Annotated in this window: 15 protein-coding genes and 1 tRNA gene; 1 reads left to right on the top strand and 15 read right to left on the bottom strand. The window is 33.5% G+C overall.

Translation table 11 applies throughout. The annotated features are described in order from the left end of the window. Window position 1: 1 nt before the first annotated feature. The 15 genes from fliY to rpmH all read right to left on the bottom strand — a co-directional run bounded on the left by fliY (window position 2) and on the right by rpmH (window position 11,951). On the bottom strand, window positions 2-610 hold the full coding sequence (gene fliY / locus G592_RS0106830) for a flagellar motor switch phosphatase FliY (protein ID WP_028247166.1): 609 nt from the start codon (window positions 608-610) through the stop codon (window positions 2-4). Window positions 611-855: 245 nt separating this feature from the next. Continuing rightward, window positions 856-929 (bottom strand) — tRNA-Arg (locus tag G592_RS0106825). A gap of 56 nt (window positions 930-985) precedes the next feature. Further along, entirely contained in the window at window positions 986-1,858 is an 873-nt protein-coding gene (locus G592_RS0106820; protein ID WP_028247165.1) for a DUF3881 family protein, read from the bottom strand. After that, entirely contained in the window at window positions 1,858-2,352 is a 495-nt protein-coding gene (locus G592_RS0106815; RefSeq protein WP_028247164.1) for a DUF4446 family protein, read from the bottom strand. The genes G592_RS0106820 and G592_RS0106815 overlap by 1 nt, the downstream gene beginning before the upstream one ends. A 36-nt stretch (window positions 2,353-2,388) precedes the next feature. Then, a complete protein-coding gene (locus G592_RS0106810; RefSeq protein WP_028247163.1) occupies window positions 2,389-3,282 on the bottom strand; it encodes a ParB/RepB/Spo0J family partition protein in 894 nt (297 codons plus the stop codon). A 2-nt stretch (window positions 3,283-3,284) separates the two neighbouring features. Continuing rightward, a complete protein-coding gene (locus G592_RS0106805; protein WP_028247162.1) occupies window positions 3,285-4,055 on the bottom strand; it encodes a ParA family protein in 771 nt (256 codons plus the stop codon). A 301-nt stretch (window positions 4,056-4,356) separates the two neighbouring features. After that, window positions 4,357-4,869 carry a hypothetical protein gene (locus G592_RS0106800; protein ID WP_028247161.1) on the bottom strand — a complete coding sequence of 171 codons (513 nt, stop codon included), beginning with the start codon at window positions 4,867-4,869 and terminating at the stop codon, window positions 4,357-4,359. 70 nt (window positions 4,870-4,939) lie between these two features. After that, window positions 4,940-5,659 (bottom strand): 16S rRNA (guanine(527)-N(7))-methyltransferase RsmG, encoded by a 720-nt coding sequence (gene rsmG / locus G592_RS0106795; protein ID WP_028247160.1) that lies wholly within the window; start codon window positions 5,657-5,659, stop codon window positions 4,940-4,942. A 206-nt stretch (window positions 5,660-5,865) separates the two neighbouring features. Then, a complete protein-coding gene (mnmG, locus tag G592_RS0106790; protein WP_028247159.1) occupies window positions 5,866-7,746 on the bottom strand; it encodes a tRNA uridine-5-carboxymethylaminomethyl(34) synthesis enzyme MnmG in 1,881 nt (626 codons plus the stop codon). Window positions 7,747-7,765: 19 nt separating this feature from the next. After that, a complete protein-coding gene (mnmE, locus tag G592_RS0106785) occupies window positions 7,766-9,136 on the bottom strand; it encodes a tRNA uridine-5-carboxymethylaminomethyl(34) synthesis GTPase MnmE (RefSeq protein WP_028247158.1) in 1,371 nt (456 codons plus the stop codon). Window positions 9,137-9,247: 111 nt separating this feature from the next. Next, window positions 9,248-9,877 (bottom strand): RNA-binding cell elongation regulator Jag/EloR, encoded by a 630-nt coding sequence (gene jag, locus G592_RS0106780; RefSeq protein ID WP_028247157.1) that lies wholly within the window; start codon window positions 9,875-9,877, stop codon window positions 9,248-9,250. A 14-nt stretch (window positions 9,878-9,891) separates the two neighbouring features. Beyond that, window positions 9,892-11,166, bottom strand: coding sequence for a YidC/Oxa1 family membrane protein insertase (locus G592_RS0106775; protein ID WP_028247156.1), 1,275 nt, complete (start codon window positions 11,164-11,166; stop codon window positions 9,892-9,894). 17 nt (window positions 11,167-11,183) lie between these two features. Then, window positions 11,184-11,396, bottom strand: coding sequence for a membrane protein insertion efficiency factor YidD (gene yidD, locus G592_RS18070; RefSeq protein ID WP_081660335.1), 213 nt, complete (start codon window positions 11,394-11,396; stop codon window positions 11,184-11,186). A 33-nt stretch (window positions 11,397-11,429) separates the two neighbouring features. Next, entirely contained in the window at window positions 11,430-11,768 is a 339-nt protein-coding gene (gene rnpA, locus G592_RS0106770) for a ribonuclease P protein component (RefSeq protein ID WP_028247155.1), read from the bottom strand. 48 nt (window positions 11,769-11,816) lie between these two features. Next, complete coding sequence (rpmH, locus tag G592_RS0106765; protein WP_015550658.1) at window positions 11,817-11,951, bottom strand: 50S ribosomal protein L34; 135 nt, start codon at window positions 11,949-11,951, stop codon at window positions 11,817-11,819. Between the two features lie 475 nt (window positions 11,952-12,426). Here rpmH and dnaA point away from each other — a divergent pair, with 475 nt between their 5' ends. Then, the gene (dnaA, locus tag G592_RS0106760) at window positions 12,427-13,809 is read left to right on the top strand and encodes a chromosomal replication initiator protein DnaA (RefSeq protein ID WP_028247154.1); all 1,383 of its coding nucleotides are present in this window, start codon (window positions 12,427-12,429) and stop codon (window positions 13,807-13,809) included. Window positions 13,810-14,015: the final 206 nt, after the last annotated feature.

The raw sequence follows: 14,015 nt of genomic DNA, 5'->3' as shown, positions 1-14,015 counted from the left end.
GTTATGCATCCTTTTTATCAAATAGATGTACCATGTCCAATGCAAAAGAAATAGGATACAGCTGTACCATAACTGAATCTATTATTGTCCCAATTTTTAAATTAAATGTTATCTTTACAAAATCTATTTCTGGTGACTCGAATAACCTCTCAAAAATCTTAACACTTTCTACATCAATGTTATCTGTCTTTGGTGGAGAAATATCTACTACTCTATTCAAAAGCTGTGACATAGAAGAAGCCGCACTACCCATCATCTGGTTCATAGCTTCTGATACTGCAGATAACTGAATTTCTCCAATATCATCTGGTCCTGCTACTCCTGGACCACCCATCATTAAATCAGCAATTATCTTTACATCGTTTTCCTTAAGAATTAAAACGTTACTTCCAGATAATCCCTTAACATAATTTATATGAACTAATACACACACATTGTGATAATCATCAAGTGATTCACTTTTTCTTATCAATTCAATCTTAGGTGTAGTTATATCTACCTTTAGATTATTTAGTAATGCACTAAGAGACGTTGCAGAAGATCCCATACTAATATTCGCAATTTCACCCAGTGTATCTTGTTGCTCTTTTGTTAAAGTAACATCAGCCATAGACAACCGTCCTCCTAAATAATTATTTTCCCCCTTTGTATGAAATCATAGTTCAATATTCTACTTTTGATTATACAATATTTGTAATTATTAGACTACTTATCATTCCTAACTATTTTATGACAATATTGCGAAATTATTGTGGCTAAACAGTGTTAATTACAGCATAAAAATACAACCTGGCACTAACCAGATTGTAAAATAAAAAATGGAGCCCTAAGGCTCCAAAATAATTAAAGTATTAATGTTCGAGATGGGATTCGAACCCACGACCTTCCGCTTAGGAGGCGGACGCTCTATCCAGCTGAGCTACTCAAACAGAAGCGATTTTTCACAACTATTAGATTTTAATCTACTGGTTATGAAAAATCAAGATTAGGAAAACGCCACTGTTCCCTGTAGCCAGATTATACCTTTAAAACGTCTGCCAACTAATGGCTCACCAAATAAATCATTTTTATTAATGCAGACTTCAAGCACTACATCGTTACTTTCGATAATCATAATGCAAAGTTCTTCCATGGTAAGATGATTTACCACATACTTTACATCTAAGATATCTCCCAGAATCTCATACTTATCATTCTCTATTCCATATGGCATAAAGAAAGATGTTACGACACTAAAAATGTCTTCTCTTGTCACTCTTCTGGAAATCTTCTGATAGAGATCTATCTCGTCCATAGTAAGACTTTCAAGGGCTTCTTCGTTTCCATCCCTTGCCTGTTCAACAAGATTTATTCTCTTCTGATTATTCATTTTTTCCTTAATACGACTTTTTTCATTGTCGTATACAGGTAAAAGAATTTTTCCCTCAGTAGAAAGAGCTGATAATCTGATATCTCTATTTTCTACTTTGTTAGTACTTCCACATCTTCTAAGATATTCGCCCATGTTCTGAAGCTGAAAAATAAGATTAACGCCTAATCTAATCTCGTCGCACATTACATAGTAGTTATCTTTATCAGTCTGCTTAATTACTTCTACATCATTATTGATAGAAAGAGACCCACCAAAATAAGTAGGATAGTAATAATCTAAAATAAACTCATCATTTTCATTGTAGATTCCTCTAAGTACTAATCCCACATTATCCGCCACCATATATCGAAGTTCTACAAACTGATTCCCTTCGAAATCAATTGCAGACTCCTGATAATCTGGTCTAAGAGTAATTTCTTTTATTAACTCTTCAAGGGCCGCTTTATTTAATTTGCTAAAACCAACTGCTGGCATGTATTTATGCATTAATTGTCACCTAAAGCCTGTTGTAATGCCTTCTCTTCTTCCTCTGCAAGTTGGATTATAGAATTTCCATCTATAATCTCCTTAACATAAGTATAACATCCTTCACGAGAATGCATAGCATTAATTATGAATCCTGAATTTAACTCGTTTAATAAGCAAAGTGAAAAGCTGAGCTTTCCTCCCATTTCATTGAAGGCGTCATACTTTACAAGTCCAATCTTCTGGAAGCAAGGCTGCATGTTCTTAAAGATTGTATCGATATTTCTCTCATTGCTTGCGTTAGCTTCGATGAGTTCATCTACCTGCTCTAATCTGTAAATAAGTGTATCTTCTAATGATCTTGCTGTGCTACCTTCCATGAAGATTTTGTATCTCTTCTTAAGCTTTGACATCTGTACGATGAAAACTATTAAAAGAATAATCAAAATCAGGACTAATGCTGCAAGTCCTAATAAAATGTAATCTGAACTAAAACCTAAATACTGCTCTATCATTTCTACTCCTATAAATGCTCGTAGCGAACATATGTTTTATTTTATACTTTCAAGTAAATCTACTATTCTGTTTAACTCATCCTGAGAATAGTATTCAATCTCAAGTCTTCCTGATTTGTTATCCTTGGCATTAATAAATACCTTTGTACCAAGTACACCCTTAAGCTTTTCCTGAGTCTGCTCATAAACTGCAACAAGCTGTGGATCAAGCTCTGCTGCTTTTGACTTCTTATCAGATTTCTTATCATTGATGAGCTTCTTTACCTCACGCTCAACATCACGAACAGACATCTTCTCATCGAATGCTCTTTCAGCAAACTCATACTGCTTGTCTGGATCAGTAATTGCAAGCATAGCTCTAGCATGACCAGTTGTAAGTTTGTCATCAACAATCATATCCTGGACACGCTTATCAAGCTTAAGTAATCTAAGAGCATTAGTGATAGTTGTTCTGCTCTTTGATACTCTCTCTGCTACCTCATCCTGCTTGAGTTTAAACTCATCAATAAGTCTAGCAAATGCCATAGCTTCTTCGATTGGGTTTAACTGCTCACGCTGGATATTATCAATAAGAGAAATCTCAACGAACTCCTGCTCGCTAAGATTCATAATGATAACTGGAACTTTCTTAAAACCTGCTAATCTAGCAGCTCTCCATCTACGCTCACCACCGATGATTTCATAATACTTTCCTCGGTCCTGAACAATAAGTGGATTGATAATTCCATGTATCTTAATATTCTCTGCTAAATCCTGAAGTTTATCTTCATCAAAATTCTTTCTAGGCTGAAGCTTATTAGGTTCAACCTTATTGATATCAACCTCTACTGGTGCTCCATGCTGTTCTGGATTAACAGCTACTACACCCTCATTCTTATTTACAATAAGAGAATCTAATCCCTTACCGAGACCTCCCTTTTTAACAGCCATTTTTAAATATCCTTTCTCCCGATAATTTCTTTTGCAAGATTACGATAGCTCTCTGCTCCTGTAGACTTTGGATCATAAAGATTGATAGGAAGTCCGTGTGAAGGAGCCTCTGCAAGTCTAACATTTCTAGGAATAATAGTCTGATATACTGTAGCATTAAGATTATTTTTTACAGTATCAACTACATCTGAAGAAAGATTTGTTCTGGCATCATACATAGTAAATACAACACCATCAATTTGAAGCTTTGAGTTAAGTCTTTCCTGAACAAGGTCAATTGTATGAATCAACTGGCTAATTCCTTCCAACGCATAGTACTCACACTGGATAGGTACAAGCACAGAATCAGCTGTTGTCATAGCATTGATTGTAAGCATATTAAGTGAAGGAGGACAATCAATGATTACATAATCGAAATCATCCTTAACATAATCTACTGCATTTCTAAGGATATATTCCTTTTCATTGATTCCAAGAAGTTCAATTTCTGCACCAGCTAAATCAACATTTGATGGAATGATTGTAAGGTTAGGAATATTCTCCACCTTATACATACACTCCTTAATGCTGCACTGATCTAAAACTAAATCATAAACAGTATTCTCACATTCATCCTTATCTAAACCGAGACCACTTGTAGCATTTCCCTGTGGATCAGTATCGATAACAAGGACTTTCTTTCCTGCTTCAGCCAAGCAAGCTGAAAGGTTAATACTAGTAGTAGTTTTACCAACGCCACCCTTCTGGTTGGCAATTGCAATCACTCTCTTCATTTGTTGTCTCCCTCTTTTCTTTTTCTAGTTTCTTTATGATCTTAACTCTTAGAATTATATCATTACCTATAATTCAATTCTACCAAGAAAATCTGTGCGATTATATATATATATTGATTTAATTAACTATATATAGGTGTTCTATTAATAAAAAGATAATGTTTCACGTGAAACATTATCATTTAAAACTGCAATATATAGGAGTTGATTCAAAAATCCAAGTACTATATTTTGTGTTTAGAACCTAATATATACATAAAATGTTTCACGTGAAACATATCTATATTTAGGTTGTTAAAGATTATATAGTAGAAATTATTTTTTCTAATTCAATCTGAGCTCTGTATGGATCTAATAAAATCAAATCTTTTATATTAGAAAGTTGTCCAATCAAGTCTGAATTTGATATTCCAAATGGATTAGTTCCGACTTCATCTTCACTTTCAACTATCTCTTCTGATATTGGTTCTTCAACAGTTTCTACAACTGGCTGCTGATTGACAACAGTATTAGAAATTAAAGTACTTAGCTCTACTAATCTTCCATCATAGAATTTCATCTGAGTCTGCTTTTCATCTAGTTGACCATTTAATTCTACAAGATACTCACGTATTTCTTCTGCTTTTTTATTATTCTTTGCATTTAAATTCCTAGGAGTAAATTCTTTGAAATATGATTCATTGGACTCTTCTAAAAGATTAAGGAATTTATTTTCTTCCTTAATCTTTGTTTCAAGCAAGTCCATATCTTCTTTTAATTGAATTTTTTCAGAAATAAGTTCTTCCTGATATTTTTTAAGGAAGTCATTAATCATAGATATTCCCCCTACATGTTGTGTTGTAACAAATCACAATTACTATATATGTTCCACGTGAAACATGATATTACTTCAAAGGTTCCTTGCTTGGAGTTCCAGCTTTTCTAGGATATGCCTTTGGAGTATTCTTTTCTTTCTTTATTATCAAAAATGATCTGCTAATATCTGTATCTGGTAAAGAAAAGTATACTGGCTTAGTAAGATTTCCACCAAGCTTTTTAACTGCTGAACCTGATGTTTCAATCTCTTCTTTTACGTCACCAGACTTAAAGCTAATAAAGTATCCACCTACATTTACTAGTGGTAAACAATACTCTGATAAAGTAGCAATGTTTGCGACTGCACGTGATACTACTAAATCAAACTTTTCTCTATATAATTTATTACGTCCTGCTTCTTCTGCTCTTGCATGTACAAGGGTAACATTAGTAAGTCCTAATGCATCAACTACTTCCTGTAAAAACTTAATACGCTTATTCAAAGAATCGATAAGTGTAAACTGTAAATTAGGGTAAGCTATTGCCATAGGAATACCTGGAAAACCAGCGCCTGTTCCAAGGTCACAAACATTTTTAACTGAATCAGGTAATACTGTACATATAGATAAACTATCAGCAAAATGTTTTACAATAACTTCATCGAACTCAGTAATAGCAGTAAGATTCATTACCTTATTCTTCTCTACTAATAATTCATAAAATAAATCAAGCTGTTCTATCTGTCTGTCAGTTAATGTAAAATTCCAACCTGATAATGTATCAACTAAGTATGAATAATCTCTACTCATAAAGCTCCTTCAAAAAAATTTGATTGTTTTAAGGGTATATAGAAGTAAGTAATTAATAAGCATCAAGCTTATTAATTACTGTAATAGGATGCTTTCTTGAACTATGTTCAAGAAAGTAGTCTGGCATAAATGAAATGAATGCCAGATTTTATTGGTGCATTCATTAGCACCAATAAAACCACCCTTAAAAACATCGATTAAAAAAATTAATAACCCTTATATGTTTCCAGATAAACTAAAAGTACAGATATATCTGCTGGGCTAACTCCAGAAATTCTTGAAGCCTGTCCAATGTTAGCTGGACGTAATTTAGTAAGCTTTTGTCTTGCTTCTAAGCGTAAACTAGAAACATCCTCATAATCTATATTTTGTGGTATAACTTTAGATTCAAGTTTCTTGAACTGCTCTACCTGTTTTGCCTGTCTTGTAAGGTATCCTTCGTACTTAATATAGATATTTACCTCTTCTCGTACTTCATCAGAAAGTTCTGGTCTCTCTGGATCAATAGGAGCAAGCTTATCATAATCAAGCTCTGGTCTTCTAATTAAGTCTACTAACTTTATACCATTTGAAAGAGGAATACTTCCATAAGATTCAAGAAGTGCCTGTACTTCTTTTCTGGCACCAACATTAATCTCCTTTACTCTTGCTACCTCTTCTTCTATCTGTCTTTCCTTTTCAACTACATGGTCATAACGCTCTTTTGATAAAAGACCTACATGATATCCAATCTTTGAAAGTCTTAAATCTGCATTATCCTGTCTAAGTAAAAGTCTGTACTCTGCACGTGATGTCATCATACGATATGGCTCTTTTGTCTCCTTGGTAACAAGGTCATCAATAAGAACACCAATGTATGAATTACTTCTATCAAGAATCATTGGTTCTTTTTCAAGAAGTTTAAGTGCAGCATTAATTCCTGCAACTAATCCCTGAGCTGCAGCCTCTTCATATCCACTACTTCCATTAAACTGTCCTGCAGCAAAAAGACCATCAATATCTTTAAACTCTAAGCTGGCCTTAAGCTGAGTAGCATTAATACAATCGTATTCTATCGCATATGCGTTACGAACTATTTTACAATTTTCAAGTCCAGGTACTGTTCTGTACATTGCATACTGAACATCCTCTGGCATTGAAGAACTCATACCACCAATATACATTTCATTTGTGTTAAGTCCTTCTGGTTCAACGAAAAGTTGATGACGATTCTTATCTGCAAAACGAACAACCTTGTCTTCAATACTTGGACAGTACCTTGGACCAGTTCCTTCGATTACACCTGAATACATTGGTGAACGATCAAGGTTTGCTCTGATAATTTCATGAGTCTTTTCATTAGTATATGTAAGATAACAAGGAACCTGTTCAATCTGAACATCCTCTCTCTTTGTGCTAAATGAAAATGGCACTACTGGATTGTCTCCAAGCTGGATTTCCATCTTAGAATAGTCGATAGAATTACTATCAATTCTTGCCGGAGTACCAGTTTTAAAGCGGTTCATTTCTACATTATTAGCAAGTAATGAGTCAGTTAAGTGATTTGCAGCTTTTAATCCATTTGGACCATTGTGTTCAATAACATCACCGTATAAACATCTTGCTCTAAGATATGTTCCTGTACAAATAACAACTGCCTTACAATGATAAGTAGCCCCGGAAAGAGTCTTTACTCCTGCTACTTTTCTATCCTCAATAATTAATTCAGTAACTTCTGCCTGTCTTAATGTAAGATTTTCAGTATCCTGCATAGTCTTTCTCATTCTCTGAGAGTATGCAGCTTTATCAGCCTGTGCTCTAAGTGAATGTACTGCAGGTCCTTTAGAACTGTTAAGCATCTTAGACTGGATAAATGTGTGATCAATATTGATACCCATCTGACCACCAAGTGCATCAAGTTCTCTTACAAGATGTCCCTTTGAACTTCCACCAATGTTTGGATTACATGGCATCATTGCAACTGAATCCATGCTAACTGTAAAACAAATTGTATTTAATCCCATGCGGGCAGAAGCAAGTGCAGCTTCACAACCAGCATGACCAGCTCCTATAACAACTACATCATAGGATTCTTCAACATGACTCATTTATTACTCCTTACTACTTTTACTTTCCCATACAAAACTCTGAGAAAATTTTATTAGCTAAATCATCATCAATAGTTTCACCAGTGATTTCACCAAGGAAGTTATATGCATCCATTAAATCAATTGAAAAGAAATCTTCTGGCATCATATTATCAATACTATTTAAAACATTAGACAAACTATTCTTTGCATTAGTCAAACAACCAGCCTGTCTAGAGTTTGTAATGTACAAAGTATCATCAGATTTTACCTGACCACTAAAGAACATATCTGTTATTTTAGATTCTAATGTTTTAAGACCATCTAAGCTAACAGATGAGAAAGAAATAACAGGTTTATTGTACTTATTGCATATTTCTTCCTCGCTAATTTTCGTCTCGAGGTCAGATTTATTAAGTAAAATGATTACTTTTTTATCTATAATCTTATCAATAATGAACTCATCATTCTCATCTAATGGTCTTGATGAATCAATTACAAATAAAATCAAATCAGCATCATCAATAGAATCGAGAGCTTTATCTACACCAATCTTTTCTACTATATCATCAGTCTCTCTAATACCTGCTGTATCAATAATATTAAGAGAAACTCCATTAATTGTAATCTGCTCTTCCAAAGTATCTCTTGTAGTACCTGGAATATCAGTAACAATTGCTCTTTCTCTTCTACTTAATGTGTTTAATAAAGAAGACTTTCCAGCATTAGGTTTTCCTAAAATAAGAGTATTAATACCTTCTTTTAAAATATGACCAGAATTAAATGAATCAATCAAATCATCAACTCTTCCAATCATATCATTTACTTTATCTCTTAACTCTTCAGGATAATCAGTTAAATCATAATGTTCAGGATCATCTAAAGCTGATTCTATAAATGCTGTTTCATATAAAATCTTATCTCTTAAATCAACAATGATTTTATTTAATGAACCAGATAATTGTTTAATAGAATTCTTCATTGCCAATTCTGAATTTGAAGAAATCAAATCCATAACTGATTCTGCTTCTGATAAATCTATTCTTCCATTTAAGAATGCTCTTTTTGTAAATTCTCCTGGTTCAGCTATTCTTGCTCCAGCTTCTATTAAAAGAGAAAGTACTTTTTTAAGAATAAGAACACCACCATGACAATCAATCTCAATAGTATCCTCTGTAGTATAACTTCTTGGAGCCTTCATAAGCATTATGAGTACTTCATCTATCACTTCATCATTAGAAACAATATGTCCGTACTGAATAGTATGTGTATCACAATCAGCTAATTTATTTTTTCCACGAAAAATAGAATCAACTATAGAAATTGATTCTTCTCCACTGACACGAATTATTCCAATGCCAGAACTATTCATAGATGTAGCGATAGCGCAAATGGTATCAGAATGATACATATTAGCCTCCAAACTATTTATCTTATAGAGCTTATAAATAGATTATAAATTCTATAAAACAAACAACAAGGGTTAGCCTAATTATAAGACTAACCCTAAAAAATCAAAAGATTATTTCTTAAGTGTAATAACTACGTAGCGATATGGCTCCTCACCCTCTGAATGAGTTGTAACATTATTATCATTCTGAAGTGCTGAATGGATAATACGTCTCTCATAAGGATTCATAGCTTCAAGAGTAACAGCCTTCTTTGTTCTCTTAACCTTGCTAGCCATATTCTTTGCAAGATTTTCTAAAGTCTCTTTTCTACGACGTCTGTAATCTTCTGTATCAATCTTAACTCTTGTATATTTTTCAGAAGAACGATTAACAGCTAAGTTAGTAAGATACTGTAAAGAATCAAGTGTCTGACCACGCTTACCAATTAATACACCCATCTCTGGACCAGCAAGGTCGATAAGAAGTGTATCATCTTCTTCGCTGAACTCCATTGAAATATTAACTTCGAGCTGCATAGCTTCAAATACGCCATCAAGAAATTCCTTAGCAACCTGCTTTGGATCTTCCTCTGTAGAAATAACTACCTTAATGATAGCATCCTTTGAACCAATACCAAGGAAACCAGAGCTTCCTTCTTCTACTACTTCGTATTTAATCTCGCTAGAAGTCACACCTAATGAAACTGTTGCATTAGTAAGGGCATCATCAACAGTCTTACCAGTAAACTCTTTAAATTCCATTATTAAGTTCCCCCTTATTTATTATTCATTTCGTTAAATTCTTTAACAAGATTTGCCTTTGAAGCAAGTGAACCACTACTAGCCTTTGATCTAAACTCTTCAGCCTTTTTAAGAGTTTCAGAATCATTTGAAAGCATGTTAGCCTTCTCAGTCATAGTAGTAGCCTTTGTGCTCATACGAGCTGCCTCGTAAATCTGAGCCTGACGAATACCGCGCTTTTCAGCCTTAACAGCGGCTTTTTCTTTATTCTTCTCAATGATGCTTTCAAGATCAATCTTCTCGAAATGCTTATTTAAGAAGTACTGCTGAATGATACGTACAACAGCACCGGCAATCCAGTAAAGACCAAGACCTACAGGAACTGAGAAACAGATAAAGAGTGACATAAGTGGCATCATAAGATTCATAGTCTTCATCTGCTGAGCCATCTGCTCTGACTGTCCTTCAGTAGAAGTAGGTGTGAGCTTAATATTTAACATCTGTGTAAGATATGAGAATAAAGGAATAAGTAAAGCACAGATAATAAGCCCAAAATTCTTAGTATTTGCAGACCATCCATCCTTAATAAGGTTAAGTGGTGTATCTGAAATGTTAAGAATAAATAAGTAGTTAATCTTCTCAAGCTTAGCAACAACTGTATCAACAGAAGAAGCTAAATTAGGAAAATTAGAAGTAACAGCTTCCCAACCTGCTGTTGGAAGCTTATAAAGTACATCAATAATAGAATCAGAAACAACAGATGTATCTGCTGCAGTAAAATCAGGCTTAAGATTCTTAACACCTGACTCCTCATAAATAGTCTGCATAGTTGTAGCAAAACCATCTGTAGCCATAATGCCATTTACAAGCTCTGTAAATACATTCTTTACAGAAGAAATGTAGGCTGGAACATTATAGAAAACTCTATAAAGAGCGAAAAGAATAGGCATCTGAATTAACATGTAAACACAGCTACCTGTAGGTGAAATGCCGTATTTATCATAAAGAGCCTGAGTCTCACTCTGCTGTGCCTGCATAGAGGCCTGATCTTTCTTACCTTTATATTTATCCTGAATAGCCTTCATCTCTGGCTGCATCTTACGTGTAAGAACAGCAAACTTCTGCTGCTTATATGTAAGAGGAAACATACAAAGATAGATAAAGATTGTAAAAATAACAATTGTAAGAGCTATATTCTCAATACCAATAGATGCAAGAAGAATATAAATCTTGTCCATAAACCAACCAAGAACCTTCGCAATAGGTCCTAAGATTGAACCGTCATAAGCGGTTAATAAAAGCTCGCTCAATGTAAAACCTCCAGTTTTTATGGAACTGGATCATATCCACCATGAGAAAAAGGATTACAACGAATGATACGCCATAATGCTAAACTGCCACCCTTAATTGCTCCATATTTTTCAACGGCCTGAAGCCCATAATTAGAACAGCTGGGACAATAAGGACATTTAGTAGTTTTCATTGGAGATATATATTTTTGGTAGAACTTAATTAAAAATATAAAAAGTCTCTTTAACATACTTATTCAACACAATGGAAATGATAATTCCAATTATTTTCGAGTTACTTTGTGAAGATTTGCAAGATGAAGCAAAGATTTTTGTATCTCATCGAAATTAGCAGAAGCTGCGGCCTCTCTTACAACGACTACAATGTCCAAACCACTATTGAACATCTCTTCATTTAGTCTATAACTTTCTCTTATCAGTCTCGTCAAATGATGCCTAACTACCGAATTTCCAACCTTTTTACTAACAGAAATTCCAATGCGATTTCGATCCGTATTATTATGGTAGATATACATAACGAGCTGGCGATTAGCTTTGGACACACCTCTTCTGTATACCAGAGTGAAGTCTTTATTCTTTTTTAGCGATTCACTAAATTCCATAACAAAAATTTTCCTTTAAATAGAAAGAAAGACCACATGGTCTGTGGCCTAAGCTGATAACTTCTTTCTTCCTTTTGCACGTCTAGCAGCAAGTACCTTACGTCCGCCTGCTGTGCTCATTCTAGATCTAAATCCATGAACTTTGGATCTCTGTCTCTTTTTTGGTTGATATGTCATCTTCATAATATATCCACCTCCTCTTTATGAGAAAACATCAGTTGAAATTATAAAGGGAAAAGCCCATAAAGTCAATAAAAAAACGATTATTTAAATATAGAATTCATTGTGGATAACTAAAAAACACAATATCTTAATAAAACTATCAAAATGGAATACTAAATGTTGTGTTCAAACCCTCAAAAAAAATTAAATGTTATCTACAATGTGTGGAAAACTATGTGGATAAGACGTGATAAAAATTAATTTATCCACAATAAATATAACAATTATAGTAAAATAAAGGCTGTTTTTTGTGGATAACTGAAATTGACAGTTGTGGATAAAAATTAGCAGGCTAAATACAGGCTCAAATTTCAAAAATAAGGCTCTTTTTGCTTTAAACAATCCCCTACACCATTATAATAGTAATTATTGCTAAAATGCCTTATTTAGTTTAGAATAATAAATAGTTTAAAATTGTGGATAAAAGGGACTATATATGGAAGAAATTGTTAAGAAATGGGATGAGATACTTTCCTATTTAAAAAATGAATATGCAATCACAGATGTATCTTATGATTCTTGGATCAAACCTCTGGAATTATTTCAAATAGAAGATAACAAATTATATCTTACCTACAGTGGTGATCAAAATACAATGACACTTAGTTATGTAACAAGAAAATACGCTACACCACTTAAAGTAACAATCGCAGAAATCACAGGAATTCAATTCGATGAAATCTTAGTTATATCTCAGGATAATGCAAACCAAATCAAAAAAGAAAAAAATGTAAATATTAATATAGAAGAAGCTCCAACATATAATGAAAAGAAAATTGGCAATACTACTATAAATCCAAAATTTACTTTTGATAATTTTGTCGTTGGTAGAAATAACAGATTCGCTCAGACTGCAGCTCTTGCTGTTGCTGAATCACCTGGTGAATTTTACAATCCCCTCTATATATATGGAGGTCCTGGACTTGGTAAGACTCACTTAATGCAGGCTATTGGAAATTACATTGAAAATCAAAATCCAAATACTCATATTTTATATGTAACTTCAGAGGAATTTACAAATGAAGTTATCGAAAACATGAGAGCTAATTCTAATGCTACTGCTATGCAGCGTTTTAGAGATAAATATAGAACAGTTGATGTTTTAATGGTTGATGATATTCAGTTTATTATAGGAAAGGAAGCAACTCAGGAAGAGTTTTTCCATACCTTTAATGCTCTCCATGCAATGGGAAAGCAGATTGTTATTTCATCAGATAAGCCACCAAAGGATATGGAGACTTTGGATGATCGTTTCAAATCAAGATTCGATATGGGTCTTATGGCTGATATTGGATATCCAGATTATGAAACACGTATGGCTATTCTTAATAAGAAGGTTGAAGATAAAAACTTCAATCTTGATGAATCAATCAGAAAATATATTGCTGAAAATATTCAGTCAAACATTAGAGAAATCGAAGGTGCTTTAAATAAGCTTATTGCTTTCTCAAGACTTGAAAAGATAGATATCACAATGGAGATTGCTGAAAGAGAATTACAGAATTTCATATCTCCTAACATTTCAAGAGAAATTACACCACAGCTTATTATAGAAGTAGTTGCAGAACACTTTAATCTTACTGTTGATCAGATGGCATCTAAAAACAGATCAAATAATGTTGCCAGACCTAGACAGATTGCAATGTACTTATGTAATACAATGACAGACTCATCACTTCAGGCAATTGGTCTTCTTCTTGGAGGAAGAGATCATTCCACAATTATTCACGGAGCTAACAAAATCGGTGAAGAAATTGAAAAAGATGAAAACACAAAAAGTCTTGTAGAAACTATTAAGAAAAAGATTAATCCAAATTAATGTGGAAAACTTGTTAATAACATTATGGATAATCTGTGAACAATATGTTAATCATTTTCAAAAACGGTAGATATTTAAAAATTTAGACAATTTTTATTCACAATCTATCCATACATTATCAATAATTAATTCACAGATTTTTAAAAGTTATTAGACCATGTTTTACGTGTAGATACTGGGGTTTCACAGTTATATACAAATCCACA

Origin of the sequence: Pseudobutyrivibrio ruminis CF1b (assembly GCF_000424005.1) — a bacterium.
Lineage (GTDB): Bacteria > Bacillota > Clostridia > Lachnospirales > Lachnospiraceae > Pseudobutyrivibrio > Pseudobutyrivibrio ruminis_C.
Note: the sequence above shows the minus strand (reverse complement) of the source record. Positions and strands in the feature narration are given on the sequence as shown.